Origin of the sequence: Mycobacterium sp. SMC-4 (assembly GCF_025263265.1) — a bacterium.
GTDB lineage: Bacteria > Actinomycetota > Actinomycetes > Mycobacteriales > Mycobacteriaceae > Mycobacterium.
In genome coordinates this window covers 4,354,783-4,381,511 of record NZ_CP079869.1, presented here as the reverse complement: position 1 = coordinate 4,381,511, position 26,729 = coordinate 4,354,783, and the positions used below count along the sequence as shown (strand labels likewise).

Genomic DNA, 26,729 nt, shown 5'->3' with positions numbered 1-26,729 from the left:
TGCTCCGGTACCGGCGGTGGGGAGGGTGATGTGACACGCACCTCAATAATCGCTTACGTTTGGCAGCTACTTAAGAGTTGCCTAAGATGACGTCGGTGAGTGCCAGCGGTCAAGCAGTGGACGAAAACGGCCCGCCCGCCGTCGCGGACGGTGGGCGGCGGGCTGCCGGTACCGGCTTTGACCTGGTCTTCAGGACATCACCGATTCGAGACACAACCGCTCCCCAATTGTTTGCGCGCCTCCGCGAAAAGGCCGCGCATCAGGCGGAGCATGGCAAAAGGGCATGTGCACCCGGGCAGATGTCGACGAGGAGGTCGTCGTGAGCAAATTCACCGAGAAGATGTATGCCAGCGCCCGCGCCAGTTCGCGAGGCATGGTGACCGGTGAACCGCACACTCCGGTTCGGCACACCTGGGCGCAGGTGCACGAGCGTGCTCGGTGCATTGCCGGTGGGCTGGCTGCGGCTGGCGTCGGACGCGGTGACGCGGTCGGTGTCCTGGCCGGATACCCGGTCGAGATCGCTCCGACCGCGCAGGGCCTGTGGATGCGCGGGGCCAGCCTGACCATGCTGCATCAGCCGACTCCGCGCACCGACCTCGCGCTGTGGGCCGAGGACACCCTGACCGTCATCGGCATGATCGAAGCCAAGGCCGTCATCGTCTCCGAGCCCTTCACCGTCGCCATCCCGGTACTCGAGGAGAAGGGCATCACGGTGCTGACGGTCGCGGAGCTGCTCGCCTCGGACCCGATCGATCCGATCGATGTCGGCGAGGACGATCTGGCGCTGATGCAGCTGACCTCGGGCTCCACCGGGTCGCCCAAAGCCGTTCAGATCACCCACCGCAACATCCGTTCCAACGCCGAGGCGATGTTCATCGGTGCCGAATATGACGTCGACACCGACGTGATGGTCAGCTGGCTGCCCTGCTTCCACGACATGGGCATGGTCGGCTTTCTGACCATCCCGATGTACTTCGGCGCGGAGCTGGTCAAGGTCACCCCGGTCGACTTCCTGCGCGACACTCTGCTGTGGGCCCGGTTGATCGACAAGTACAAGGGCACCATGACCGCGGCGCCGAACTTCGCCTACGCGCTGTTCGCCAAACGGCTGCGCCGGCAGGCCAAGCCGGGCGAGTTCGATCTGTCGACGTTGCGTTTCGCGCTGTCCGGAGCGGAGCCGGTCGAACCGGCCGACGTCGACGACCTGATCGACGCGGGCAAGCCGTTCGGGCTGCGGCCCGAGGCGATCCTGCCCGCCTATGGCATGGCCGAAACCACCCTGGCGGTTTCGTTTTCGCCGTGCGGAGCCGGTCTGGTGGTCGACGAGGTGGACGCCGATCTGCTGGCCGCCCTGCGGCGGGCGGTTCCCGCCACCAAAGGGCACACCAAGCGACTGGCCACGCTCGGCCCGCTGCTCAAGGATCTCGAGGCGCGCGTCATCGATGACCACGGCAACGTGATGCCGCCGCGCGGCGTCGGGGTGATCGAGCTGCGCGGCGAATGCGTGTCCCCGGGCTACATGACCATGGGCGGGTTCATCCCGGCTCAAGACGAGCACGGCTGGTATGACACCGGAGATCTCGGCTATCTGACCGAGTCAGGTCATGTGGTGGTGTGCGGCCGCGTCAAGGACGTCATCATCATGGCCGGGCGCAACATCTATCCCACCGACATCGAGCGCGCCGCCGGCCGCGTCGACGGGGTCCGGCAGGGTTGTGCCGTCGCGGTGCGCCTGGATGCCGGGCACTCCCGGGAGACGTTCGCTGTCGCTGTGGAGTCCAACGCCTGGCAGGACCCGGTCGAGGTGCGCCGCATCGAACATCAGGTGGCTCACGAGGTCGTCGCCGAGGTCGACGTGCGCCCGCGCAATGTCGTGGTGCTCGGCCCGGGCAGCATCCCGAAGACATCCTCGGGCAAGCTGCGCCGTTCCACCTCGGTCTCGCTGGTCACCTAGAATGCCGAATCCCGGCGGGCCCAACAGGATTGGGCTACGCCGGGAATCGGCGCGGGCTAGTCGGACTTCTTGGCCGACACGATGGTCAGCTCATAGTTGGCGGCCTGCCAACCGGCCATGAAGACGCCGATCGGCAATGCCTTGGCTTGTCCGACCGGCTCCCCCTTATCGGTCATCGAGCTGTCGTTGACGTAGACGATGCCTCGTTTCAGATCGACCTGCGTCGCAACTGCTGCGTGGTCGGCGTAGGTGTAGCTGTTCTCAGGGCCCGGAATGAAATCGGTGACGGCGCTCCAGACGATCGCGACGGGATAGGCGACCATCGCGGCGTCGCCGCGAGCCAGTGCGGCCTGCAGGTCACGCAGCGCATCCTGACCGTCTTGCTCTGTGGAACTCCAGGTATCGGTCTCCTTGTCCAAGGTGCCGTATTTCCGGTGGGTTGCGGTGACGTCGAAGTACATCTGCATCAGTGCCGCCGCATCCTCTTCGTCGACACCTTCGGAGATGCGCTCGTGCAAATACATCTTCCGGCCCGGTTCGGCCACACTGTCGGTGGTCTTGGCCAGATGGACCATCCACTCCTCACCGGGCGGGGTGCTGCGGGTGGCCTGGCCGATGGCGGCCGCACTGGCCTGAAGCACGCAATTCTCGTAATTCTGTGAGACCCAATATTCCGCGGCGTCCTTGGCATTTCCGTACTGTCCATCTCCGCTGACCGTGACGGTGATCTGCTCGTCGATGGTGTCGGCGTCGGAATAGCCCATCCGCACAGCGAAACTGTGCAACAGAGTCTGCAACAGGCCTGCCAGACCGGGACGCTTGGCCGCCGCGCCGTTGTCGATGGTGATGATGAAGCTGTCGACGATGCCCGGCCTGATCAACGTCTCGTCGGCGACGTAGACGAAGGTGCCGGGTGACTCCCCGAGCTCCAAGCGGCCGTACCGCGGCCCCTCCTTGATGGTGTAGGAGACCTCGAAGCCGTTGTTGCTCTTGCCATTCAGATCAATGGTGATCGACTTGTCGTCGCCGACCTGGCCGCCGATGTCGGGGGAGACGCTCGGCGCGCGATTGAAGTACACGTAGGCCAGCGCACGGCTGATCTCGGTGAAGAACGACGCCGAGTCGGTCACCGTGGCCGTGGCGCTGGTTGCCGGTGTACCGTCGGCGCCGCGGTCACCGTCCTGGCCACTGGCCGCCTGGTCGTCGTCGGGGTCGTAACCGCCCAGGCCGCCCTCACCTGCGGCGCCACCCAGGCCGCCGTCCCCGTCGACGGGCGCGCCGTCGCCACCGTCCCCGCCGTCGCCCCCGTTGCCACCGACTCCGGGAGTTCCGCCGTAACCGCCGTTACCGCCACCCCCTCCGCTGCCGCCCGCCCCGCCGTCGCCGCCGGGATCATCGTCATCGAGTCCGGGCCCACCGGCGCCGCCGACCCCGCCGTTACCGCCGGTGCCGCCGGTTCCGCCGGCGGTGAGGTCACCGCCTTCCCCGCCGGCGCCGCCGACCCCGCCGTTTCCGCCGTCACCGCCGTCGCCGCCTGCGACGGCGGCTCCACCGGCCCCGCCGTTTCCACCTTTGCCGCCGTTGCCCCCGTCGCTACCGTCATCGGAGAAGCCGCCGTCACCGCCGGCGCCACCCTCACCGCCGGTGCCGCCGGCACCGACGGCACCGGCGGTTCCGTTCGCGGCGATGAAAAGGAAGAAGCGACCGGTACCGGGCAGGCCGCCGAGCGCCCCGCCGGGTCCTCCGGTTCCGCCGTCTCCGCCGTTGCCTCCGTCCCGGCCGGGCCCGACGGGAACGCGCTCGCCGTAGCGTCCCTGACCGCCCTTGCCGCCGGTTCCGCCCGCGCCACCGTCACCGCCGTTGCCGCCGACGCCGAAGAGTTGACTGCCCCGGCCACCGTTGCCGCCGCGCCCGCCCAAGCCGCCTGTGCCGCCCTCGGCGCCGTCGGGTTCTGCATTCGTCCCGTTGAGCCCCGGTAATCCCGCCTGGCCCTGTCCGCCGTCGCCGCCGTCACCACCGGCGCCGAACAGGGACAGCAGCCCGACGTTGCCACCGTTGCCGCCGTTCCCGCCGCCGCGTCCGCCTTCGCCGCCGTCGCCCGCGTTGCCGATGAGCAGACCGGCCCGGCCGCCGTTTCCGCCGTTTCCGCCCTGGTTGCCGCTGTTGCCCTCGCGGGGACTGTTGCCTCCCGCGCCGCCGTCGCCGCCCATGCCAGAGGGGGCCAGCAGGCCGATGTTTCCGCCGTCGCCGCCTTGTCCGCCGAAACTGGCGTTGCCACCGGCTCCGCCGGCGCCGGCGTTGCCCGACAGCGATACCAGTCCGGTGTCGCCGCCGCGGCCACCGGTGCCGCCGGTCTGACCGTTCAGGATGGCGTCGCCGCCGTCGCCGCCGTCTCCGGCGTCTCCGGACAGCAGGCCACCGGTGCCGCCCTGACCTCCGGTTCCGCCGCGGAAGTCACCGGTCGAGGTGCCACCGGCGCCGCCGTCGCCGCCGTGTCCGAACACACCGGCCGAGCCGCCGCGCCCGCCGAGGGACCCGGCCACCGTGGTGGCCCCGGCGCCGCCCGCACCACCGTTGCCGTAGATCAGCCCGCCCGCGCCGCCGTTTCCGCCGGCGCCGCCGTTGAGTCCGGCCACACCGATCCCGCCGTTTCCGCCATCCCCGAACCAGCCTGCGCGCCCGCCGTTTCCGCCGTTGAAGCCGTTTCCGCCGTTGCCGAAGATGCCACCGTTACCGCCCTTGCAGGAGGTCACTGCGGGGCAGGTGTCAGCAGTCCAGGAGAAGCCGTTGCCGATCAGGATGCCGCCGTTGGGTCGGGCGGCGGTGCCGTTGCCGAACAGGAAGGTGAACAGGCCTGGTGTGGTCACGGGCCCCAGTGGGGCTGCATTGGAGCTCAGGGCCTTCGGCTCAAGATCGACTGTGTCGACCACCACCTGCACCTCGGTGCTGGTGGTGGACGGCTGGGCGCTGCGACGATCGGAGGAGGTTGACGCCGGTGCCGGGTCGGGCTGGTTGGTGGTCGAGCGGCTTGTGGTACTCGACGGCTCCGCGGTGTCGGCTTTCTCGGCTGCCCAGTGGTTCCCTTCGGTTGTCAGGGCCGCCTCGACATCGACGGTGCTGCGCGACGTGGTGCTCTTGCGGGCTGCGGTGGACGCATCCGCAGATGCGCGCGTCCGCTTGCCGGGCGTCGCGGAATCACGATCTGAACGGTCACTTCTCGTGCCGGCCGAGGTGGATTCGGAACTGCGTGGTGACGAACTGGCTGACGATGACGAACTGGTGTCCTCGGCGGCGGCGACGCCGATCTGAGGACCCATCAGGGAGAAACCCACCAGTGCTGCACCGAGGCCGGCCGACGCGGCGCCGACCTTCAACCAGCGCCGCACGGCGAAGTCCTCCGACGGCCGCCGTGTTGCGCGAGCATTTCTCGGTGCGGCATCGCCGGACCCGGCACGGTCCACCTGGTTCGTTGCAGCGCAAGCAGCCATCGACGTCATTCCCCCCGGATCGGTCCGCACGGAAACGGACACTGTTTTTGACACCCGCGTAAACGAGCTAGCAGGATCGTAGGGACCGACGAATGACGTTGCTGGCCAAATGCGTGAATTTTCTGCCGCAACTTTGTGTCGGGCAGAAACACCTGGGGTGTGGGCGCCTTCGCGTTGCGCCCCGGCCTGTCCCCAGGCCGGCGCCATTAGCCTGTGGCACTGCCGGTCGGTGCGTGTCGGCGCGACCCGATACCGTCGAGCCATGTCTACTGCGCCGGCGATCGAGGCCGTCGAATTGGTCAAACACTACGACGGGGTCCCCGCGGTGGAGCGGGTCAGCTTCACGGTTCCGCCGGGGACCGTGCTGGGGCTGCTCGGCCCCAACGGTGCGGGAAAGACCACCACCGTGCGGATGATGACGACGCTGACCGAGCCGACCGGTGGGACGGCCCGGGTGGCCGGGTACGACATCCGAACCGAGCCCGATCAGGTCCGCCGACATATGGGATTGACCGGCCAGGTTGCCACCGTCGACGAGATCCTGACCGGCCGGGAGAACATCCGGATGATCGGCGGTCTGTACGGTATCCGCAGGAAGGACCTGGACCGGCTCGGTGACCAACTGCTGCACCAGTTTTCGCTCACCGATGCCGCAGACCGGGTGGTCAAGTCCTACTCCGGGGGCATGCGGCGGCGGCTGGATCTGGCGGTGAGCCTGCTGGCCGCACCGCCGGTGCTGTTCCTCGACGAGCCCACCACGGGTCTGGATCCACGCAGTCGCAGCGAGCTGTGGGATGTGTTGCGCGCACTGGTGGCCCAAGGCACCACCTTGCTGTTGACCACCCAGTATCTCGAGGAGGCCGATCAGTTGGCCGACAACATCGTCGTCATCGACCGCGGCCGGATCATCGCGCAGGGTTCGCCGCTGGAACTCAAGCAGCAGGCCGGGCGCGCCAGTCTGGTGGTCACCGTCTCGGCCGGGGCCGACCTCGAGCGCGCGCGGGGTCTGCTGGCCCGTACCGGGGCAGAGGTTTTCGTCGACGCCGCGGCACGCAAACTCACCGCCTCGGCCGACGGACTCGACGACATGATCACCGTCGCGGGTTGGCTGCGCGACGGCGGCGTCGCGGTCGACGACATCGGACTGTCACGACCCAGCCTCGACGACGTGTTCCTCTCCCTGACCGGGCACCGCACCGACGACAACCAGGAGGCCGGCGTATGACCGCACTCGACGCCAGGGCGCGGGCTTCGGTCCGGCCCGACCCGGTCCCGACCCACCCGACCAACATAGCTCAGCAGTCCTGGATCATGGTCAAGCGCAACATGATCCACACCAAGCGGATGCCGGAGATGCTCAGCGACGTCACGGCGCAACCCATCATGTTCGTGCTGTTGTTCGCGTTCGTCTTCGGTGCGTCGATCAACACCGGCGGGTCGTCCTACCGGGAGTACCTTCTGGCCGGAATACTGGCGCAGACCATCGTCTTTTCGGCCTTCGTCGTCGCCTCCGGTATCACTGCCGACGTGGAGAAGGGCATCATCGACCGCTTCCGGTCGCTGCCGATCTCGCGTTCGGCGGTGCTGATCGGCCGCAGCATCGCCAGCCTGATCCACTCCTCGCTCGGTGTGGTGGTGATGTCGCTGACCGGCCTGGCGATCGGATGGCGCATCCGCAATGGCGTGGCCGAGGCGGTGCTGGCGTTCATCCTGCTGCTGCTGTTCGGTTTCGGGATCATCTGGTTTGGCATCTTGGTCGGTTCTCTGATGCGCACCGTCGAGGCGGTCAACGGGGTGATGTTCACCGCGCTGTTCCCGATGACGTTCTTGGCCAACACCTTCGTGCCCACCGAACCGATGCCGCACTGGCTACGGGTCATCGCCGAATGGAATCCGGTGTCCTCGCTGGCGCAGGCGATGCGAGAGCTCTGGGGCAACGGCGGGCCGGCACCGGCCAGTGCCCAGTTGCCTCTGCACCATCCGGTGTTGTCCACCGTGCTCTGGTCGGTCGCCCTCACCGCGATATTCGCGCCGTTCGCGCTTTACGCCTACCGGCGCCGCACGTCGGACTGACACGACTAACCCCAGGCGTGCACGATGTTCTGCGCAGCCTCAAGCCCCTGCGCGATCAGCAGTTCGGTGGCGTCGGCGGCTTGCTCGCAGATGGTGGCGACCTCCGGGCGTTCCCGCGAATTGAAGTTCTCCAGCACGAACGACGCACCGGACTGCCGCCCCGGGGGACGTCCGACGCCGATGCGCACGCGGTGGAAATCATTGGTACCCAACGCTGATCCGACAGAACGCAGACCATTGTGTCCGGCGACGCCGCCACCGAACTTCAACCGGATACGGCCGAAGTCGATGTCCAGTTCGTCGTGCATCACGATCACATCGGCAGGCGCGACGGAGTAGAACCTCGCCAGCGGGCCGACGTGGCGACCTGACTCGTTCATGTACGTGCGCGGTTTGGCCAGCACCACGGACTTCCCGCCGAGGCGTCCGGCCACCACCTCGGCCCCCGACTTCTTGTGCACGGTGAATCCCGCGCCGATGCGATCGGCCAGGATGTCGGCGACCAGGAAGCCGAGGTTGTGCCGAGTGGTGGCGTACCGAGGTCCGGGGTTGCCCAGGCCGACCACCAAGACGGGCTCGGCCATCGGTTCGACCTACTCGGAGTCGGCGGGGGCTTCGGCGGCCTCGTCGGCTGCCCCGGCCTCCTCGGGCTGCTCCCCGTCCGGCGCACCGGCGCCCTCGGACTCGAGTTCCTCTTCAGACGGCGCAGCGACAACGTTGACCACCAGCGCCTCAGGGTCGGTCACCAGCGTGACTCCGCCGGGCAGTTCGACCTGGCCTGCCAGGAACTGGGTGCCCTCTTCGGCACCCTCGACCGAGACGGTCAGCTGCTCGGGGATGGACTGCACGTCGGCCTCGATCTCGATGGTGTTGGCCTCCTGGGTGACCAGCGTGCCCGGCGTGGCGTCGCCTTCGACGATGACGTTGACCTCCACGGTCACCTTCTCGCCGCGGCGCACGACCAACAGGTCGGCGTGCTGAATGCTGCGGCGGATCGGATGAATGTCGAGGGCCTTGGTCAGTGCGAGCTGTTCGGTGCCGGCGATGTCGAGCGTCAGCACCGCGTTGGTGCCCGCGTGGCGCAGCACCGCGGCGAAGTCGTGCGCGTCGAGCTCGAGGTGCTGCGGCTCGGATCCGTGACCGTAGAGCACCACCGGAACACGGCCCTCTCGGCGGGCGCGGCGCGAGGCGCCCTTGCCGGTGGTATCGCGGACGTGCGCGGTGAGATTGTTGACGGGCGTCTGTGCCATGGTCGTTGCTCCTGTGCCGAAGTTCGGTTTCTCGGGCACGGCCAGGGCTGCTCACAAAGATGTGCTGGTTCCCGTCGATAACGGTGGCCGGTAGGGCCACCCTCGCCGTGACGCGCTCGCCAGGTTAGCGCAGCGACGCCTCAGAGCGGAAATCGCACACCCGTGAGGTCCTCGGACAACGACCACAGTCCCGCTGCTTTGGCGCGATCGCGTGCCAATGGGCTGCGCCAGCATGGTCCCGTCGCCCCACGTGACATGTACCGCGGACCGATGAAGCTGTCACCAGGAACGTCGGCGGCCACGGCGTAGAGCGTCTGGCGCGCGCCGAAGTCGGCGTCGGTGGCCATGAACCGGTTGCCGAGCAGGGCGATCCGGGTACCGATCCGATTGCCGCTCTGACCTTGCAGGTTGGTCGCCGAGTACCCGGGATGGGCAGCCACCGCCCGCACCGCAGAGCCCGTCGCGGTCAGCTTTCGCTGCAGTTCGCTGGTGAACAACAGGTTCGCCAGCTTGGATTGCCCGTAGGCGGGCCAGGCAAGGTAGGGCCGCGACTTCCAGTTCAGGTCGGTCAGGCTGACGTATCCGAACAGGTGCATCAGCGACGACACCGTCACCACGCGGTCGGTGATCCGGGGTAGTAGCAGGTTCGTCAACGCGAAATGGCCCAGATGGTTGGTCCCGATCTGGCTCTCGAATCCGTCGACGGTGCGCGCATACGGCACAGCCATGATGCCCGCGTTGTTCACCAGCACGTCGACCCTGTCCACGCTGTCGGCGAAGTCCTGCACCGACGCCAGGTCCTGCAGGTCGAGTTGGCGCACCTGTACGTCACCGGCCATGCTCGCCGCTGCGGCATGCCCCTTGTCCAGGTTGCGCACGGCCAGGATGGTCGTGGCCCCGACGCGTGCGAGTTCACGCGCGGTGATCAGACCCAATCCGCTGTTGGCGCCGGTGACGACGACGGTTCGACTGGCAAAGGAGGGCAGCTCTGCTGCGGTCCAGTCGCTCATTCCCACACCCTAAGTTGCGGTACGGGCACGTCAAGCGGGAGCGGGAGTCACGGGGGAGGCGGCCCGACCGGCACCTCTACGGTGAAACCACTGATGATCGCTTCGATGTCGGGCGCTTCCTCGGCGGCCTTGTCGGCGAAACCGGTGACGGTGAACTGCACCAGGTAGCGCTGCCGCTGCGGCGCGGCGCCGGTGGCGATGACGATGCGGTTGTAGCTGTGCATCCGGGCGCCGTTGAGATCGTAGCTGCCCTCGATCATCGACGACGGAAATCCCCGGAAATCGTTGCGTGAGGCGTTGAGTTCCCGGAAGTTCTCCGACGCCTTGGCGTCGACGTCGGCGTGGTTGAGCGCCTCGGTCGTATTGAAGTCACCGTCGAGTTCGAACACCATCAGCATGGCCATCGGATAAGTGGAGCCCTGTGCGATGACCCGGGTGCCGGGACTGAGATTGGGGTTCTGGTAAGGCTGCCAGCCCTGCGGCATCGGCATCGAGACCGTGATGTCGGTCAGCTTGTCGGGGGCCACTTGCTGACCGACCACACCTGCGCGCTCCAGCCACGCGGCGATCGACATCCGCTCCTGGTCGGCCTCGGCCTCGGGATCAGCGGTCGCGGCGGCAGGGGTATTCGTCGTCGACCAGATCGTTTGGTAGTCAGGGGCTTCCGGTGCGCAGGCGACCGCGGACAGCAGCAGTGCCGCCGCGGCCGAAGTCAGCCGGATGCGCCGGGTCACAGAATTTCGCGCACCGAGTCGAGTGGACGGGCCAGGCGGGTGCCTTTGTCGGTCACCACGAAAGGCCGCTCGATCAGGATGGGGTGCTCGGCCATCGCGTCGAGCAGTTCGTCGTCCGAGGCCTCGGCCAGTCTCAGCTCCGCGTAGAGCGACTCGCGTTTGCGCACCGCAGTGCGTACGTCGATGTCGGCATCGCCGATCAGCTGCTCAAGCTCTGCCCGGGTCGGAGGTGTCTTCAGGTACAGCACCACCTCGGGTTCGATGTCGTTGTCGCGCAAGAGATCCAGGGTCTTGCGTGAAGTCGAACACTTCGGGTTGTGGTAGATGCGGGCGGCGGGCCGCCCATCGGACCGGGCGCTCATATCAGGCTGATCCGTCGAAAAGGCTTGTGACCGAGCCGTTGTCGAACACGGCGCGGATCGTGTTGGCCAGTAGCGGGGCGATCGACAGCACGGTCAGCTGCGGGAAACGCTTCTCCTCGCTGATCGGAAGTGTATTGGTGACGATCACTTCGCATGCACCGGAGTCGGCCAGTCGATCCCGTGCGGGGTCGGACAGGACGCCGTGGGTTGCGGCGATGATCACGTCACCGGCACCGTCCTGCTTGAGTAACCGCACCGCGCCGGCGATGGTGCCGCCGGTGTCGATCATGTCGTCGGTCAACACACAGGTCTTGCCGCGTACGTCACCGACCACACGGTTGGAAACCACCTGGTTGGGCACCAGCGGATCCCGGGTCTTGTGGATGAAGGCGAGCGGAACGCCGCCCAGCGCGTCGGCCCACTTCTCCGCGACACGGACCCGGCCGGAGTCGGGGGAGACGACCACCATGTCGTGCTCGGAGTAGTTCTCGGCGATGTACCCGGTGAGCAGCTTCTGCGCTCGCATGTGGTCGACCGGGCCGTCGAAGAAACCCTGGATCTGGTCGGTGTGTAGGTCGACCGTGACGATACGGTCGGCGCCGGCAGTCTTGAACAAGTCGGCGATCAGCCGGGCCGAGATCGGTTCGCGGCCACGGTGCTTCTTGTCCTGCCGGGCATAGGGATAGAACGGCAGTATCGCGGTGATGCGTTTGGCGCTGCCCCGCTTTAGCGCGTCGATCATGAGCAGTTGCTCCATGATCCATTCGTTGAGCGGCGCGGGATGGCTTTGCAGTACGAAGGCGTCGCATCCTCGGACCGATTCGTCGAACCGGACGAAGATCTCGCCGTTTGCGAAGACTCGCGCAGTTTGCGCGGTCACCGGGACGTCGAGTTCCTTGGCGACCTGGTCGGCCAGCTCAGGGTGCGCCCGACCCGAGAAAAGCATCAGGTTCTTGCGGTTGTCAGTCCATTCGTGGCTCACGGGCTGCCCTCGGCGTCGGGGATCGATACGGGGCCATCGTACGTAGCGGTTACGCACCTGCGCTGGCGGGTTACCAGAATGCCAACAAAAGGCCGCCGATCACTACCGCTCGGTGGCTGCACCAGGTTCTTCTTCGCTCGCGGCCGCCGACGCCGCTGCTGCCGCTGCCGCGGCGGTGCTGCCGGGGCGCTTGCGCGCCACCCACCCCTCGATGTTGCGTTGCGGGCCGGCCGACACCGCCAGCGCCCCCGGCGGGACGTCGTCGCGGACCACCGTGCCGGCGCCGGTGTAGGCGCCGTCGCCGACGGTCACCGGGGCGATGAACATGGTGTCCGACCCAGTCCGTACGTGAGAGCCAATCGTGGTGCGACTCTTCGTTTCTCCGTCGTAGTTGACGAACACGCTGGACGCGCCGATGTTGGAGTGCTCACCGATGTCGGCGTCACCGACGTAGGTCAGATGCGGCACCTTGGTGCCAGTGCCGATCGACGCATTCTTGGTTTCGACGAACGCGCCGAGCTTGCCGGCACTACCCAGCGCGGTGCCGGGACGCAGGTAGGTGAACGGTCCCACGACGGCGTGCGCACCGATCGTCGACGCGCTGCCGTGGGTGCGTACCACCTCGGCGCCGTCTCCCACCGTGACATCGGTCAGGGTGCAGTCCGGGCCGATCTGACACCGCGCGCCGATCACGGTGCTCCCCAGCAGCTGGGTGCCCGGACGAACGGTGGTGTCGCGGCCGATGGTCACCTCGACGTCGATCCAGGTGGTCGCCGGGTCGATCACGGTGACCCCGGCGCGCTGGTGGGCTGCGACGATGCGCCGGTTCAGCTCGGCCCCGAGCGCGGAGAGCTGCACCCGGTCATTGACGCCGGCCACCAGCATGTTGTCGGCAACGTGCTCGGCCCGCACCACCCGGCCGTCGGCGCGTGCGATGGCCAGCACATCGGTCAGGTACAGCTCATGCTGGGCGTTGTCGGATTGCAGCCGGGCCAGAGCCGAGCGCAGCGCAACGGCGTCGAACGCGTACACCCCGGCATTGACCTCGGTGATCGCCCGCTGTTGCGCAGTGGCATCGGCCTGCTCGACGATGCCCGTCACCGCGCCGTCGGTATTGCGCAGGATGCGTCCGTAGCCGGTCGGGTCGGCCGGCGTGGTGGTCAACACCGTGACCGCGGCCCCCGCGGTCTGGTGTGTGCCGATCAGCCCTGCCAAGGTGCCGGCGTCGAGCAGCGGAACGTCGCCGGAGGTGACCACGACGGTTCCGGCGAAGTCCCCGGGTAGCGCCGCCAGGCCGCACTCGGCAGCGTGGCCGGTACCGAGTTGCTGTTCCTGCACGGCGATTTCGATGTCTCGTCCGAGCTGCTGCCCGATCTGTAATGCTGCGGGCGTGACGAGCTCGCGGTCTTTGCCGACCACCACGACCACGTGTCCCGGGTCAAGCTCGGCCACCGCATGCAGCGCGTGGGCCAGCATGCTGCGCCCGCCCAGGGTGTGCAGCACCTTGGGGGTGTCCGACTTCATCCGGGTGCCCGCACCGGCGGCCAGGATCAGAACCGCGGCCTGAGCCATATTCGTCCTTCCCCCGCGAACGCGCGTGTCAGCGCAGGCGCACGCTCGCGATGATGTGCTCCGTCGCCAGGACTCGAACCTGAACTATCTGAACCAAAATCAGAGGTGCTGCCGATTACACCACGACGGATCGGAGACGGATCGGACGTCTCGTACGCGTGCACTTTATCCGACGTGCGGGTCAACCTGTCGCGGCGTTGTCGAGTGCGTGGGCGCCGAAGGGTTTGGCCGTCAGCACCGTAACCTGCTGAACGGTGCCGTTGGGTAACTGGTAGCTGCGCTGCTCACCGGCCTTTGCGCCCAGCAGCGCACTGCCCAGCGGGGAGTTGACGGTGTAGACGTCGAGCTCGGTGTCGGAGGTGCCGCGAGTGCCGAGCAGGAACGCCTCCGATTCGCCGGTGTCCTCGTAGCGGACGGTCACCACCATGCCCGGTTCGACGATGCCGTCGTCGGGCGGGAGCTCCGAACCGTCAGCCCTGCTCAACAGTTCGTGGATCTCGCGGATGCGTTCTTTGCGGGCCAGCCAGGCGTCCACCACCTGGTCGGTGCGCTCGGTGTCGTCGACGTCGGCGGAGTTCGGCAGTGCCAGCAGGGCGGCCAGTTCGGCTTCCAGGCTCTGCCGGGTCTGCGGTGTCATCCAGATGCGGTCGGTGTCGTACACGAGGATTCGTCCTTCCGATGGGAGTGATCGTCGTCAGGGGCGGGCCGAGGAACGGCGCCGCCCCTGACGGCTGGGGAGCCCTCGGTCGAGGGCGCAGATGTCAGGTGTCGGTCGGGTCGGTGGCCGGAGATCCTCGCCGCAGCGGGTCGAACGGCCGCAGCACCTCGGGTTGTTTGCCGGTGATGATCTGCTCGGCCAGCAGCCGGCCGGTGGCCGGCCCGTGGGCCAGACCCCACATGCCGTGGCCGCCGGCGACGAAAACGCCGGGTTCGAGCAGGCCGATCAGCGGTTTGCCGTCGTCGCTGACCGGGCGTGAGCCGACCCACAGGTCGTGCCGCTGATGCCAGCGCACACCGTCGAGCAGCGGGGCCGCCGACGCGACGATGGCGTCGATTCGGCGCGGCATCAACGGTTCGTCCGGACGCCGGAACTCCATGGTTCCTGCCACCCGCAGACCGCCGTGGTACGGGGTGCAGGCGACCCGAGCCTCAGGCAGGTAGATCGGGCCGGGCACCGCGCGGTCGACGGGCACGGTGAACGAGTAACCGCGGCCTGCCTGAACCCGGACTCGGACCCGGCGGCCGGTCAGCGCCGGCAGCCACGCGCCGGCAGCCAGAACCACCGCGTCGGCGGGCAGGGGTTCGCCGTCGCGTCGCCGCACCCGCAGCTCGCCGCGAGTTCCCGACCAGCCGGTGGCCTCGCCGGTGACGATGTGTCCGCCGCGCTCGACCACCGCGCGGCCCAGCGCGCGGGTGAACCGGCCCGGGTCGACGAACCGCTGCCCGGACACGATGACGACGGTGGCGACGCCCGACGACGCCAGCGGCATCTGTTCGCGCAGTGCGCTGCCGTTCAGCAGCTCGGTCTGCAGCTCATGGCCGGTGGTACGCATGTGGTTCAACTCGGTCAGGAATCCACGGGCATTGCGCGGGTCCCGGAACGCCACCGAGATCGACGTGTCGGTGACCGGGGCTTCCACCCCGTTGGCCACCAGGACGTCGTAGGTCTCGATCGCCTCGTCGTTGAGGACGGCGTTGGCGGCCACGGCGTCCTGCCACACCGACGGCCGGCAGTGCGCGGCGAACCGCGTCAAGAAGCGCACCAAGGCGCTGTCGGGGCGCAGCGGAATGTGCAGCGCTGCGCCGGGATCGGCCAGCGACCGCAGCCCGGCCCGCAGCACCGCCGGCGAGTTCAGCGGTGCGGTCAGTGCCGGCGCGATCCATCCTGCGTTGCCCCACGAGGCACCGGCGGCGACACCGTCGCGGTCCACGACGGTGACCTCGACGCCGCGCTCCTGCAGGAACCATGCGGCGGACAGCCCGACGATGCCGGCGCCGACGACGACCACGGATCGGGGACCGTCGTTTATCCCTGACCTGCCCGCCATCGCCATTCCTCCCCGTCGGTGCCGGTATGTGTGCCGTTCGATGGCTCCATGGTCGGGCCGGACCCACCGGCGGGGGTTGTCAAAATTCGACAAATCAACCGCGAGATGGTGTCGCCTGGGGACAAACGTCAGTCCAGAACGGTCAACTCGATCATCATCGCGAACCGTTTGTGTGCGTCGTCGAGACGCAGATCGGTGACCTCGGTCATCCGCCGCATCCGATAGCGGACGGTGTTCTCGTGCACACCCAGTCGCGCGGCGGTTCGCGCCGGATCGCCGTGCTCCTGCAGCCAGGCACGCAGGGTGTCCACGTAGGCGGTGCGGTGAAGGCGGTCATGGTCGCGCAGCTCGGCGACCACACCGCGGGGCCGGGTGCGGCCCGACCGCGCCGCTGTGCGTAGCCGTTGCAGCAGCAGGTCGTCCCACGACTCGTCGTAGGCCGGGAAGGCCGGTGGGTTGGCGCTCTCCTGCAGGGCCAGGCACTCATCGGCCTCAGTCCGCGCGGCGGCCAGGCCGGTGGCGTCGGCCGGTGCGCTGATGCCGGCGGCGACGACCACCTGCGCGGTCAGCGTGGTGACCAGACCGTCGACCCAGGCGCGCGCGGCGGCGGCCTCCGGCGCGGCCAGCACGGTGTAGACGGTGGTACCGGCCAGCGCGCTGCGCGATGGGCGTGACCAGCCGAAACCTGCGGTGGCACGTTCGAAGACCTGCAGCAGCGCCGCGTGACCCTGCCCGCCCTGGTGGGCGCGCACCGCGATCACCCGCAGGTCGGCCTGCGGCAGGCCCAGCCGGCTGGCCACGGTGGCGGCATCGGCGGGGCTCTCCAGTAGCCGAATCACCAGTTCCGACTCCACCTGCCGCTCGAGGTCCGCACTGGCCCTCGAGCGCAGCAGATGCAGCGCCACGGTGTGTGCGCCTTCGGCGAGCGCGGATGCCTGGGGCCCGGTCAGCGGCGCCGCGCAGGCCACCCAGATCGAGCCGAGCAGCTCGCGCCCGGCGCGGGCGGCCACCACCATGCGACCGCGCAGACCGGTCGCGTCGTCACCGGGCACGAACATCGGCTCGTCGGACCCGGCCAGGTGGCTGAAGACCCCGTGCTGCTCGAACACCGCGCGTAGCTCCGGTGGAGCCTGGCGCGCCAGGATGGTGGCGACCCGCGCCGGGTCGGCGGACTCCTGCGCCCGCGAGTAGGCCAGCACCTGGGAGAGCCGGTCCTCGATGACCACGGGACCGCCGAGCGCTCCGGCGAGACTGTCGGCCAGCGCGAACAGGTCGGTCGGGCCGCGGCCGGACTCGGTTTCGCGGCCCTCCATCACCAGCCCGTAGACAATGGCGGCGAAGTCGCTCCACGGCATCGCCGAGTCGATCGCCACCACGGCGATGTCGGCGGGCTCGGCGGGGAGCGCCGACTCGGTGTGGCGGATGATCACGACCGCGGCGCGGGCCGACCGCGCCCACTGCAGTGCCTCCTCTGCCGTTGACGCGCCGACGGCCAGCAAAACGTCACCCGACACGGTGCGGCCGTCGACGACCTCGGGTAGCACCACGCTACGCAGCTCGGTCGACCTGACGACCGAGGTGACGCGCAGCCGAGCGCCGTATCCCCCGAGGACATTGATCAGCCGGTCCAGCGTGATCACGGTGCCTGACGCTACCCGGTGTGGCGGCAATCACCCTCTACGCTGAAGCCGTGGCTGGAACGGAGAAGGAGCTGCGCGCCCCACGGGCCCGGATGACGGGCACCGAACGGCGCCAGCAATTGGTCGAGATCGCCAAATCGCTGTTCGCCGAGCGTGGCTTCGACGCCACCTCGGTCGAGGAGATCGCGCTGCGCGCCAACGTGAGCAAACCGGTGGTCTACGAGCACTTCGGCGGTAAGGAGGGCCTTTACGCGGTGGTCGTCGACCGCGAGATGTCCGCGCTGCTCGACGGCATCACGTCGTCGCTGACCAACAACCGGTCCCGGGTCCGTGTCGAGCGGGTCGCGCTGGCGCTGCTGACCTACGTTGAGGAACACACGGATGGATTCCGGATCCTGATCCGTGACTCACCGGCCAGCATCACCCAGGGCACCTATTCGACGCTGCTCAACGATGCGGTCAGCCAGGTGGCGTCGATTCTGGCCGGTGACTTCTCCCGGCGCGGGCTCGATCCCGACCTCGCACCGCTGTACGCCCAGGCCCTGGTCGGCTCGGTGTCGATGGCCGCCCAGTGGTGGCTCGACGTGCGCGAGCCGAAGAAAGAGGTGGTCGCCGCACACCTGGTGAACCTGTGCTGGAACGGCCTGACGCATCTGGAGTCCGACCCGACCCTGCACGAGGAATAACGCGGTCAGTCGGCGCTTCGGCCGCTGCTGCCGTCGCGTCCGTTTCTGCCCGTCGCCGAGGGGGCGCTGCCTCCGGTGCCACCGACGCGCTCCCCGTCGCCACCGTCGCCACCGTAACCGAAGCGGCCGCCGCCGTCCCCGCCATTGCCCCCGGATCCCGACCACCCGGTCCCCTGGCCGCCCTTTCCGCCCTTGCCGATACCGCGCGCACCCGCGTCACCGCCGTCCCCGCCACCGCCGATGCCGATCGCGGAGTCTCCGATTCCTGCGCCACCATCGCCGCCGTTGCCGCGCCGCTTGCCGCCGTTGCCGCCGTCACCGCCGATGCCGGCGAAGGTACCGGTCGCCGCTCCGCCGTGGCCGCCGCGGCCGTACTGTCCGGCATCACCGCCGTCCCCGCCTACGGCCACTCCGAAGTCGGGTCTGGTGGCGGTGGCGTTGCCCCCTTGCCCGCCGTTGCCGGTGCCCCGGGCGTCGCCGCCCCATCCGGCGATTGCCGTCTTGGTGCCGTTGGCATCTCCGCCGGGGCCACCGTGGCCGGCGAGCGATCCGCCCTGGCCGCCGTCGCCGCCGTAGCCCGAGCCCGCTTGGGCGGATCCGCCGTTGCCGCCCCGTCCGCCGGTGCCGACGGTCACGGCGTTGCCGCCGTCGCCTCCGGTGCCGTAGTCACCGCTGGCGTCACCACCCCGGCCACCATTTCCGGCCAGCAGTCCGCCGCGGCCACCGTCACCGCCGTCGCCACCGTCTGCGGTGGCCGATCCACCCTGGCCGCCGTTACCCAGCAGGCCGGCGTGGCCGCCGTTACCCGCGGTGGTGAAGATTGCGTTCGCGTTGCCGCCGTTGCCGCCGTTGCCTATCAGCAACCCGCCGCGCCCGCCGTTGCCTGCCGCGGTCGTCGCGGTGGCAGCCGCTCCGAGACCGCCGTTGCCGAACAGTCCGGCAGCGCCACCGTGACCGCCGTTGGCCCCGGCGCCGCCGTTGCCCCACAACAGTCCGCCACGCCCGCCGTTGCACGCCTCGCCAATGCAGTCGGCCGGGGCGTCGACACCGTTGCCGAACAGCCCGAACAGCGGCCCGCCCACTGGCGCCAGGATGAGCATCCGATGCCCGATGAGTTCAGGGTCGCGACGTGTCGGGCACTCGACATTGCGGCAGAAGGTCTTCCCGTCGCCGAACAGGTCGTAGCTGCCTGCGTGCACATCCCGGTAGTCGACGTCGTTCAATACGCCCCGCAGAACGAGAGAGAAGTTCGAACCCTCGGCCCTGACCCTGTTGTGGTCGCCGTCGTCGACGAAGACTCTGATGCCGTCTCCGGAGACGATGGCGGTACTGCGCCGCCCTTTGACCGTCGCGCTGCTGCCTGCGCCGGTCACCCGGGCCAGGTTTCCGATCCCCGCCGCCACCGCGGTGGCGCCGTCACCGGTGGCTTCGGCGATCGTGTCCTCGGCCTGCGCCGCTGCCTTGGCTCCAGCACCTCGGGCGATCGCCTCTGAAGCGAAGCCGGCGGAGCTGGCGGTCGCGGTGCCTTCCTGGTGCTTGAGTTCGCCGTCGATCGAAATCGACAGGTGACCCGGGGTCGGAGGTGTCGGCGCTGCGCCGGCGGCGAACGGCACGGTGAGTCCGACACTCACCGCAGCCGCCGCGACCGCGGCCCGACCGACAGACGTACGCGCCATGCAACCCTCTCGGTTGTGCCACCCCGGCCTGGGGCGCATCGGTGTCGATTCAGCATCCAGCCAGGGCTGACTGCTTTGCTCAGAGGTGAGCGTGACAAGGAGATTGGAGACAGAACCACGGGTCTGTGACTGCGACAGCCGCGGCAAAGCGCTGCTTTCCGAACGCTTCTTGAGAAGCATAATAAAATTGCTTTTGCTGTCAATTACTTTGCGACGAATTTGCCGAGAACGCTCGGCACCGTGGTCGGGGTGCGATCGGTGGTGCCGCTTAGAATGGGTCCATCATGACCGCATCGGGGACCCTCCGTGTCCACACCCCGATCGCGGGCCTCGTCGAGTTGGCGCTGCGTGATCCCTGCCTGCAGGAGGTCTCCCGGCGCGCCGCCGAACGGCCCGTAGATCTCAACCTCGTCGGCCCGGCCAGTGCGCGGGTCTTCGCGGTGTCCGCGCTGGCCGCATCGACGTCGCACGGCGGGCCGCTGCTGGTCGTTACCGCGACCGGCCGCGAAGCCGACGACCTGACCACCGAGCTGCGTGGGGTGATCGGTGACGCCGTCGCCCTGTTCCCGTCGTGGGAGACGCTTCCCCACGAGCGGCTCTCTCCGGGAGTCGACACTGTCGGCGCGCGGATGATGCTGTTGCGCCGACTTGCCCAACCCGACGACGAGCGGCTCGGGCCGCCGTTGCGCATCGTGGTGACCACGGCACGCTCGCTGCTGCAGCCGATGGCGCCCGACCTTGCCGACCTGCAACCGGTGACGTTGACAGTCGGTGCCGAGCACGATTTCGATTCCGTCGTCGAACGCCTGGTCGACCTTGCCTATACCCGCGTGGACATGGTCGGCAAGCGCGGCGAATTCGCGGTTCGCGGAGGCATTCTCGACGTGTTCCCGCCGACCGCCGAGCATCCGGTACGTGTCGAGTTCTGGGGCGACGAGGTCTCCGAGATGCGGATGTTCTCGGTGGCCGATCAGCGCTCGATCCCCGAGATCGACGTCACCTCGGTGATCGCCGTGCCGTGCCGGGAGCTGCTGCTGACCGCCGATGTGCGCGAGCGCGCCGCGGCGCTGGGCGCCGAGCACCCGGTGCGGGACAACAGCGTGCCGGGCAGTGTGCCCGACATGTTGGCCAAGCTCGCCGAGGGCATCCCGGTCGACGGTATGGAGGCGCTGCTGCCGCTGCTGCGCCCCACCGAGCTGGTGACCTTGCCGAGCCACCTTCCGGTAGACGCCCCGGTGCTGGTGTGCGACCCGGAGAAAGTTCGTTCGCGTGCCGCGGATCTGATCAAGACCGGCCAGGAGTTCCTGGAGGCGTCGTGGTCCACGGCGGCGGTCGGGGGTGACGCGCCGATCGACCTGGAGGCCCTGGGCGCCTCGGGCTTCGTCGGGTTCGACGACGCGCGCGCGGCAGCCCGCGCCGGCGGGCACCCCTGGTGGACGCTGAGCCAGCTCGACAGCGGTTCGGGCGAGTCTGTCGCCCTCGACATCCGGCCGGCCCCATCCGCGCGGGGGCAGCAGCACAATCTCCAGGAGATCTTCGCGATGCTGCGGGCGCACATCGCCACCGGTGGCTATGGCGCCATCGTCACCCCGGGCACCGGAACCGCTCAGCGCGTCGTCGAGCAGCTGAGCGAATCTGACATCGCTGCAACGGTTCTGGAGTCCGGCGCAGCGCCGAAGGAAGGTGTTGTCGGGGTCCTGAAAGGTCCGCTGCATGACGGTGTGGTGCTGCCCGGCACGAACCTGGTCGTCATCACCGAGGCCGACCTGACCGGCAACCGGGCCGCGGTCACCGAAGGCAAGAAACTGGCGGCCAAGCGCCGCAACGTCGTCGATCCGTTGGCGCTGACGGCCGGGGACCTGGTGGTGCACGACCAGCACGGCATCGGCAAGTTCGTCGAGATGACCGAACGGGTGGTCGGCGGGGCGCGACGCGAGTACCTGGTGCTGGAGTACGCCTCGGCCAAGCGCGGGGGCGGGACCGACAAGCTGTACGTGCCGATGGATTCGCTGGACCAGCTGTCGCGCTACGTCGGCGGGGAATCGCCGACGCTGAGCCGATTGGGCGGCAGCGACTGGGCCAACACGAAGACCAAAGCACGGCGTGCGGTCCGGGAGATCGCCGCCGAACTGGTTGCGCTCTACGCCAAACGCCAAGCTTCAGCCGGCCATGCGTTCGCCTCGGACACGCCCTGGCAGCGCGAAATGGAGGACGCGTTCGGCTTCACCGAGACCGTCGATCAGCTGACCGCGATCGAAGAGGTCAAGTCCGACATGGAAAAACCGGTCCCGATGGACCGGGTGATCTGCGGCGACGTCGGCTACGGCAAGACCGAGATCGCGGTGCGCGCAGCGTTCAAAGCGGTGCAGGACGGCAAGCAGGTTGCGGTGCTGGTGCCCACCACGCTGCTGGCCGACCAGCACCTTCAGACGTTCGCTGCGCGGATGGCCGGGTTCCCGGTCACCGTCAAAGGGCTGTCGCGCTTCACCGATCCCGCCGACTCGCGCGCCGCGCTGGAGGGTATGCGCGACGGCAGCGTCGACATTGTGATCGGCACGCACCGGCTGCTGCAGACCGGAGTGACCTGGAAAGACCTCGGTTTGGTGATCGTCGACGAGGAACAACGCTTCGGCGTCGAACACAAAGAGCACATCAAGTCGATGCGCACCCACGTCGACGTGCTGACCATGAGCGCCACGCCGATTCCGCGCACGCTGGAGATGAGCCTGGCCGGCATCCGCGAGATGTCGACGATCCTGACCCCGCCCGAAGAACGCTATCCGGTGTTGACCTATGTCGGCCCGCACGACAACAAGCAGGTCGCCGCTGCGCTGCGTCGCGAGATGCTGCGCGACGGGCAGGCCTTCTACATCCACAACCGGGTGCGCACCATCGATGCCGCGGCAGCCAAGGTGCGTGAGCTGGTACCCGAAGCGCGGGTGGTCGTCGCCCACGGCCAGATGCCCGAGGAGCAGCTGGAGAAAACCGTCGAGGGTTTCTGGAACCGTGAATACGACATTCTGGTCTGCACCACGATCGTCGAAACCGGCCTGGACATCTCGAACGCCAACACGCTGATCGTCGAGCGCGCGGACACATTCGGACTCTCACAGCTGCACCAGCTGCGCGGCCGGGTGGGGCGCTCGCGCGAACGCGGTTACGCCTACTTCCTGTATCCGCCCGAGATTCCGTTGACCGAGACGGCTTACGACCGGCTGGCCACCATCGCGCAGAACAACGAACTGGGCGCGGGTATGGCCGTCGCGATGAAGGACCTCGAGATCCGCGGCGCCGGAAACGTTCTGGGTGCCGAGCAATCCGGGCACGTCGCCGGCGTGGGCTTCGACCTGTATGTGCGGCTGGTGGGCGAGGCCGTGGAGGCATATCGTGCAGCCGCAGACGGGAAGACGGTTGCCACTGCCGAGGAACCCAAAGATGTGCGCATCGATCTGCCCGTCGACGCTCACCTGCCGCCGGACTACATCGGTAGCGACCGGTTGCGGCTGGAGGGTTACCGCCGGCTGGCCGCCGCACCCGACGATGCTGCCATCGATCGGGTGGTCGAGGAGCTCATCGATCGATACGGCCCGCTGCCTGAGCCGGCGCTGCGCTTGGTCGCGGTAGCGCGGTTGCGGCTGCTGGCCCGCGCCCACGCCATCACCGAGATCGGGGCTTCGTCGGCCTCGACCATACGTATTTCTCCTCTGACACTTGCGGATTCGGGACAGCTTCGGCTCAAACGGCTCTACGCGGGCAGCACCTACCGGGCCACCACGTCGACGGTTCAGGTGCCGATTCCGCGGGCCGGTAACGGTGTCGGCGCGCCGCGGATCCGGGACCTGGAGCTCGTTGCGTTCGTCGCCGGGCTGTTGCTGGCGATCGACGGCAAGACCGAGGGCGAAGTTGATATAACCAAGTTCGGAGGTGGCGCATGACGGTTGTCCTGGTGGACCCGCGGCGGCCTTCGCTGATCCCGATCGAGGCAATCGGCCTGCTGGCCGGTGACGTGCAGTACACCGAGGAGATGCCGATCAAGGTGCCGTGGTCGTTGCCCTCGGCGCGGCCGGTCCACGACGGTGACGCCGCAGCGACGCTGTTGTCGTCCGATCCTGAGCATCCGGCAGTGGCTGCGCGCATCGCCGGTGGCGAACGGGTGATCTCCGCGCCCGCCGCGCAGCCCGGTGAACGCCTGGTCGATGCCGTCGCGATGATGGACCGGCTGCGGACCGCGGGGCCGTGGGAGAGCCAGCAGACCCATGACTCGTTGCGGCGCTACCTGCTCGAAGAAACCTACGAACTGTTCGATGCGGTGCACGGTGGTGATCTGAGCGAGCTGCGCGACGAACTGGGCGATGTGTTGCTGCAGGTGTTGTTCCATGCCCGGATCGCCGAGGATGCCCCCGAGAATGCTTTCGGCGTCGACGATGTCGCCGACGCGTTGGTGCGCAAGCTCGGCAACCGAGTGCCTGCGGTGTTGGCCGGTGAGACTGTCACGCTGGAAGACCAACTGGCGCAGTGGGAGCAGCGCAAGGCTCTGGAGAAGAAGTCCCGGGCATCTTGTATGGACGACATTCCCACCGGGCAGCCGGCGTTGGCGTTGGCGCAGAAGGTGCTGGCTCGGGCCGAGACTGCCGGTGTGCCCGCCGACCTGATCCCCGAAGCATTGACCTCGGTGACGGTGTCGGCTGACGTCGACGCCGAAACCGCTTTACGCACTGCGGTGTTGAACTTCATGGACCAAGTGCGCGGTGCCGAGCGTGCGGTGGCAGCCGCGCGCCGGGGCGATGAGGTGGCCGAGGAACTCGACGACGCAGCGGTGACCGCGATCGACGGCGACGAGTGGCGCACGCACTGGCCGGTGACACCGCGAAAGTGACCTCACGGTAGTTCGTGTAGCCAAATCACTACCGTGGGAGCACTTTCGCGGAAGTCCGGGTCAGTCGATCAGTCGGTCGCCGAGGAAGCGGTCCGGGCCGGGCACTCCGGGAAGCACAAAGAAGAATCCGCCGCCGACCGGCAGGATGTACTCCTCGAGTGGTTCGCCTTTGAGACGGCGCTGCACCTCCAGGAACCCCTTGTCGAGGCTGCGCTGATAGGAGACGAAGGTCAGCCCCTGATCGAGGCGGCCCGCACCGTCGAAACCCCGCGAATAGTTGAAGCCGCGCCGCAGGATCAAGTTCTCCTCGGTCCGCGGGGTCCGCGGGTTGGCCAGCCGGATGTGCGCGTCGAGCGGGATCCGCTGTCCGTCGGGATCCGAGGCATAGTCGGGATCGGTGAACTCGCCGTCGAGCCCCAGCGGAGCGCCGCTGACCTTGGCCCGTCCGAACAGCGCCTCCTGCTCGGCCAGTCGGGTGCGGTCCCAGAACTCGACGAACATCCGGATGATTCGTACGGCTTGATACGAGCCGCCCACCGCCCATTCGGGTTCACCGTCGTCGGGCCCCACCCAGACGTGGCGGTCCATCACCGTCGCATCGCCGACATCGAGGTTCGAGGTTCCGTCCTTGAATCCCATCAGGTTTCGCGGCGTGCCGGCCTCCGAGGCGCGGCCCGCGCCGATTCCGCGTGCGTAACCGTCGATCATCCAGCGCAGCACCAGGTCACGGCGAGTGCGACGCATCAGCTGGCGCAGCGCGAACTGCACGGTGTCGTTGTGGCCGGCTTCGAACAAGATCGCGATGTCGCCGTGGGACAGCTTCGGATCCAGCCGATCGTTGGCCAGGAACGGCATCGTGACCAGCTCGCGGGGTTTGCGATCGGCCAGGCCGAACCGGTCGTCGAACAACGACGCGCCGACGCTGACGACGATCGACAGGTTGTCCGCCGGCGGTTTGTCACCGAGAATTCCGGAATCCACCGGCGGGTAGGCCGGGTCGCGCGCCTCGGGCGCGCGGCCGGCCATCAGGGCGCGGATCTCGTCGGTGAGTTCGCGCAGTGTGTCGGTCAACCGCGCGCGGTCCTTCGAGAGCACGTTGAACGTCGCGATCAGCCCTTGTTCGGGGATCGGCAGGGCCGTGATGCCGGTCTGGTGCGGTCCTTCGAAGTCGACGAAGCGTTCAGCGGGCTGGGCCGCGGGTGCCGAGTCGGGCGCTGAGCACCCGACCAGCGCACCCGCTCCGGCCGCGGCGCCGGCTCCCGCTACGGCGGTGACGAACCCCCGGCGGGACAGTCCCGGGCGCCGCGGCCGGTCGCTCACTGCAGTTTCAGCGCTCCGGCGACCTGGGACATGTTCTCCGACAGGTTCGCCAACTCGGCCTTGAGAACGTCGATGGTCTGCGGATCGACAGTCACCTCCGGGCAGCGCGGCGACGGGTACGGATCGTTCTCGGTGCAGAAGAGCACCCAGCCGTCCCCGCGTCGCAATGGCGCCATGGTCTCGAACACCGTGTTGATGCCCCCGTCGATCTCACCCAGCAGCGCCGGGTCGGCCTCGGCCAGCGCCGGGCTCAACGTGTCGATCGCGTCGCGAGAACCCTGCAGATTGGCCTCGAAATCCCACAGGTCGGTCTTGCCGTAGCGGTTCTCCTCGCCGGTGATCTTGCCCTCGGAGACCTCTTCGATCAGCTCGGCCGCGCCGTTGGCGACATCGATGGGTTTGACCTCGACCGTCGCGAACTGCTGTTGCAGCTCGGCGACGTCGGCGTCGAGCTGGTCGGCGAACGGTGCGCCGCCTTCGGTGGTGTTCTGTTCGAAGAGGATGTACTCCAGGCGGTGCCAGCCGGTGAACTCCGGGTCGTCGACTCCTTCGAAGTCATCGACCCGGGCGTCGATCTTGCCGTCGATCTCCTCGACCAGGCCGGCGATCGGCTCGATGCGCTCCCACGGGACCCGCGACGGGGCGTAGGCATCCTGAGCGGCCTGCAGGTCACCGGTGCGTACAGCGTCGGTGAAGACCTTGACCACGCCGACGAGTTCGTCGATCTGCCTGCTGGCGTAAGTCTTGTACTCGGTGGCCGCCTGCTCGACCAGCGGATCGAGTGTCGCCGCGGCGGCCGATGTCGTGGTTTCGGCCGGGCTGGTGGTGGTGTCGGCGTCCTGGTCGCCGGAGCCGCCCCCGGCGCAGCCGGCCAGTACCAACACCAGCGCACCAACCGCCGCTGGCCAGCCATGATGACGTCTCACTGAGCCTCCTCGTAGTCGGGGCGCAACGTAGCACGCCGCGCCTGGATGAGAGTAGGCATACCTAACGCAGATTGCGCATGGTCCGGTGGTTTCCCGGTGACGTCAGGACTGTGGGGCGGGTGTGTCGGGCCG

Annotated in this window: 21 protein-coding genes and 1 tRNA gene; 7 read left to right on the top strand and 15 right to left on the bottom strand. The window is 68.3% G+C overall.

Features of this window, described 5'->3' with window-relative positions; genetic code table 11:
- Positions 1-319 precede the first annotated feature (319 nt).
- Positions 320-1,954: a fatty acyl-AMP ligase gene (locus KXD98_RS20800; RefSeq protein ID WP_260760168.1), complete on the top strand. Its 1,635-nt coding sequence runs from the start codon at positions 320-322 to the stop codon at positions 1,952-1,954.
- Positions 1,955-2,010: 56 nt separating this feature from the next.
- On the opposite strand, the gene KXD98_RS28435 is transcribed toward KXD98_RS20800, so the two are convergent.
- Positions 2,011-4,884 (bottom strand): hypothetical protein, encoded by a 2,874-nt coding sequence (locus KXD98_RS28435; protein WP_313901246.1) that lies wholly within the window; start codon positions 4,882-4,884, stop codon positions 2,011-2,013.
- On the opposite strand from KXD98_RS28435, the gene KXD98_RS20790 reads away from it, so the two are divergent.
- The 3 genes from KXD98_RS20790 to KXD98_RS20780 all read left to right on the top strand — a co-directional run bounded on the left by KXD98_RS20790 (position 4,874) and on the right by KXD98_RS20780 (position 7,515).
- A complete protein-coding gene (locus KXD98_RS20790; RefSeq protein WP_260760167.1) occupies positions 4,874-5,263 on the top strand; it encodes a hypothetical protein in 390 nt (129 codons plus the stop codon). The two genes, KXD98_RS28435 and KXD98_RS20790, sit on opposite strands and share 11 nt — an antisense overlap.
- Positions 5,264-5,704: 441 nt before the next feature.
- Positions 5,705-6,667 (top strand): ATP-binding cassette domain-containing protein, encoded by a 963-nt coding sequence (locus KXD98_RS20785; protein ID WP_260760166.1) that lies wholly within the window; start codon positions 5,705-5,707, stop codon positions 6,665-6,667.
- Complete coding sequence (locus KXD98_RS20780; protein WP_260760165.1) at positions 6,664-7,515, top strand: ABC transporter permease; 852 nt, start codon at positions 6,664-6,666, stop codon at positions 7,513-7,515. The genes KXD98_RS20785 and KXD98_RS20780 overlap by 4 nt, the downstream gene beginning before the upstream one ends.
- Positions 7,516-7,520: 5 nt before the next feature.
- Here the strand turns inward: KXD98_RS20780 and pth are convergent, their stop codons facing one another.
- From pth to KXD98_RS20725, 11 genes are all read right to left on the bottom strand, one after another.
- Positions 7,521-8,099 (bottom strand): aminoacyl-tRNA hydrolase, encoded by a 579-nt coding sequence (pth, locus tag KXD98_RS20775; RefSeq protein ID WP_260760164.1) that lies wholly within the window; start codon positions 8,097-8,099, stop codon positions 7,521-7,523.
- A gap of 9 nt (positions 8,100-8,108) precedes the next feature.
- Positions 8,109-8,765, bottom strand: a complete 657-nt coding sequence (locus tag KXD98_RS20770) for a 50S ribosomal protein L25/general stress protein Ctc (protein ID WP_260760163.1) — start codon at positions 8,763-8,765, stop codon at positions 8,109-8,111.
- Positions 8,766-8,905: 140 nt separating this feature from the next.
- The gene (locus KXD98_RS20765; protein ID WP_260760162.1) at positions 8,906-9,775 is read right to left on the bottom strand and encodes an oxidoreductase; all 870 of its coding nucleotides are present in this window, start codon (positions 9,773-9,775) and stop codon (positions 8,906-8,908) included.
- A gap of 47 nt (positions 9,776-9,822) precedes the next feature.
- Positions 9,823-10,509 carry an LpqN/LpqT family lipoprotein gene (locus KXD98_RS20760; RefSeq protein WP_260760160.1) on the bottom strand — a complete coding sequence of 229 codons (687 nt, stop codon included), beginning with the start codon at positions 10,507-10,509 and terminating at the stop codon, positions 9,823-9,825.
- Entirely contained in the window at positions 10,506-10,871 is a 366-nt protein-coding gene (arsC, locus tag KXD98_RS20755) for an arsenate reductase (glutaredoxin) (protein WP_260760159.1), read from the bottom strand. Before arsC ends, KXD98_RS20760 begins: the two co-directional genes overlap by 4 nt.
- A gap of 1 nt (position 10,872) precedes the next feature.
- The gene (locus KXD98_RS20750) at positions 10,873-11,853 is read right to left on the bottom strand and encodes a ribose-phosphate diphosphokinase (protein ID WP_260760158.1); all 981 of its coding nucleotides are present in this window, start codon (positions 11,851-11,853) and stop codon (positions 10,873-10,875) included.
- Positions 11,854-11,955: 102 nt separating this feature from the next.
- Positions 11,956-13,425, bottom strand: a complete 1,470-nt coding sequence (glmU, locus tag KXD98_RS20745) for a bifunctional UDP-N-acetylglucosamine diphosphorylase/glucosamine-1-phosphate N-acetyltransferase GlmU (protein ID WP_260760157.1) — start codon at positions 13,423-13,425, stop codon at positions 11,956-11,958.
- A 58-nt stretch (positions 13,426-13,483) separates the two neighbouring features.
- Positions 13,484-13,555: transfer RNA gene (locus KXD98_RS20740), tRNA-Gln, on the bottom strand.
- Positions 13,556-13,606: 51 nt separating this feature from the next.
- Positions 13,607-14,086, bottom strand: a complete 480-nt coding sequence (locus KXD98_RS20735) for a GreA/GreB family elongation factor (protein ID WP_260760156.1) — start codon at positions 14,084-14,086, stop codon at positions 13,607-13,609.
- A 100-nt stretch (positions 14,087-14,186) separates the two neighbouring features.
- Positions 14,187-15,473, bottom strand: a complete 1,287-nt coding sequence (locus KXD98_RS20730; RefSeq protein ID WP_260760155.1) for an FAD-binding oxidoreductase — start codon at positions 15,471-15,473, stop codon at positions 14,187-14,189.
- A gap of 128 nt (positions 15,474-15,601) precedes the next feature.
- A complete protein-coding gene (locus KXD98_RS20725; RefSeq protein WP_260760154.1) occupies positions 15,602-17,113 on the bottom strand; it encodes a CdaR family transcriptional regulator in 1,512 nt (503 codons plus the stop codon).
- A 92-nt stretch (positions 17,114-17,205) separates the two neighbouring features.
- Between KXD98_RS20725 and KXD98_RS20720 the strand changes: the two genes are divergently transcribed.
- Positions 17,206-17,799 (top strand): TetR/AcrR family transcriptional regulator, encoded by a 594-nt coding sequence (locus KXD98_RS20720; RefSeq protein WP_260765328.1) that lies wholly within the window; start codon positions 17,206-17,208, stop codon positions 17,797-17,799.
- Positions 17,800-17,804: 5 nt separating this feature from the next.
- Here the strand turns inward: KXD98_RS20720 and KXD98_RS20715 are convergent, their stop codons facing one another.
- Positions 17,805-19,475, bottom strand: a complete 1,671-nt coding sequence (locus tag KXD98_RS20715; protein WP_260760153.1) for a PGRS repeat-containing protein — start codon at positions 19,473-19,475, stop codon at positions 17,805-17,807.
- A gap of 284 nt (positions 19,476-19,759) precedes the next feature.
- Here KXD98_RS20715 and mfd point away from each other — a divergent pair, with 284 nt between their 5' ends.
- Together mfd and KXD98_RS20705 are read left to right on the top strand one after the other, a co-directional pair.
- A complete protein-coding gene (gene mfd / locus KXD98_RS20710; protein ID WP_260760152.1) occupies positions 19,760-23,410 on the top strand; it encodes a transcription-repair coupling factor in 3,651 nt (1,216 codons plus the stop codon).
- Positions 23,407-24,351, top strand: a complete 945-nt coding sequence (locus KXD98_RS20705; protein ID WP_260760151.1) for a nucleoside triphosphate pyrophosphohydrolase — start codon at positions 23,407-23,409, stop codon at positions 24,349-24,351. Before mfd ends, KXD98_RS20705 begins: the two co-directional genes overlap by 4 nt.
- Positions 24,352-24,411: 60 nt before the next feature.
- Here the strand turns inward: KXD98_RS20705 and KXD98_RS20700 are convergent, their stop codons facing one another.
- Both KXD98_RS20700 and KXD98_RS20695 read right to left on the bottom strand, forming a co-directional pair.
- Positions 24,412-25,671: a Dyp-type peroxidase gene (locus KXD98_RS20700; protein ID WP_260760150.1), complete on the bottom strand. Its 1,260-nt coding sequence runs from the start codon at positions 25,669-25,671 to the stop codon at positions 24,412-24,414.
- Positions 25,668-26,597 carry an EfeM/EfeO family lipoprotein gene (locus tag KXD98_RS20695; protein WP_260760149.1) on the bottom strand — a complete coding sequence of 310 codons (930 nt, stop codon included), beginning with the start codon at positions 26,595-26,597 and terminating at the stop codon, positions 25,668-25,670. Before KXD98_RS20695 ends, KXD98_RS20700 begins: the two co-directional genes overlap by 4 nt.
- Positions 26,598-26,729 lie beyond the last annotated feature (132 nt).

Coding starts and splice junctions, on each gene's coding strand:
- mfd (WP_260760152.1), top strand. CDS start 19,760: ATGACCGCATCGGGGACCCTCCGTGTCCACACCCCGATCGCGGGCCTC.
- KXD98_RS20705 (WP_260760151.1), top strand. CDS start 23,407: ATGACGGTTGTCCTGGTGGACCCGCGGCGGCCTTCGCTGATCCCGATC.
- glmU (WP_260760157.1), bottom strand. CDS start 13,425: ATGGCTCAGGCCGCGGTTCTGATCCTGGCCGCCGGTGCGGGCACCCGG.
- KXD98_RS20770 (WP_260760163.1), bottom strand. CDS start 8,765: ATGGCACAGACGCCCGTCAACAATCTCACCGCGCACGTCCGCGATACC.
- KXD98_RS20765 (WP_260760162.1), bottom strand. CDS start 9,775: ATGAGCGACTGGACCGCAGCAGAGCTGCCCTCCTTTGCCAGTCGAACC.
- KXD98_RS20780 (WP_260760165.1), top strand. CDS start 6,664: ATGACCGCACTCGACGCCAGGGCGCGGGCTTCGGTCCGGCCCGACCCG.
- pth (WP_260760164.1), bottom strand. CDS start 8,099: ATGGCCGAGCCCGTCTTGGTGGTCGGCCTGGGCAACCCCGGACCTCGG.
- arsC (WP_260760159.1), bottom strand. CDS start 10,871: ATGAGCGCCCGGTCCGATGGGCGGCCCGCCGCCCGCATCTACCACAAC.
- KXD98_RS20720 (WP_260765328.1), top strand. CDS start 17,206: ATGACGGGCACCGAACGGCGCCAGCAATTGGTCGAGATCGCCAAATCG.
- KXD98_RS20785 (WP_260760166.1), top strand. CDS start 5,705: ATGTCTACTGCGCCGGCGATCGAGGCCGTCGAATTGGTCAAACACTAC.
- KXD98_RS20730 (WP_260760155.1), bottom strand. CDS start 15,473: ATGGCGGGCAGGTCAGGGATAAACGACGGTCCCCGATCCGTGGTCGTC.
- KXD98_RS20715 (WP_260760153.1), bottom strand. CDS start 19,475: ATGGCGCGTACGTCTGTCGGTCGGGCCGCGGTCGCGGCGGCTGCGGTG.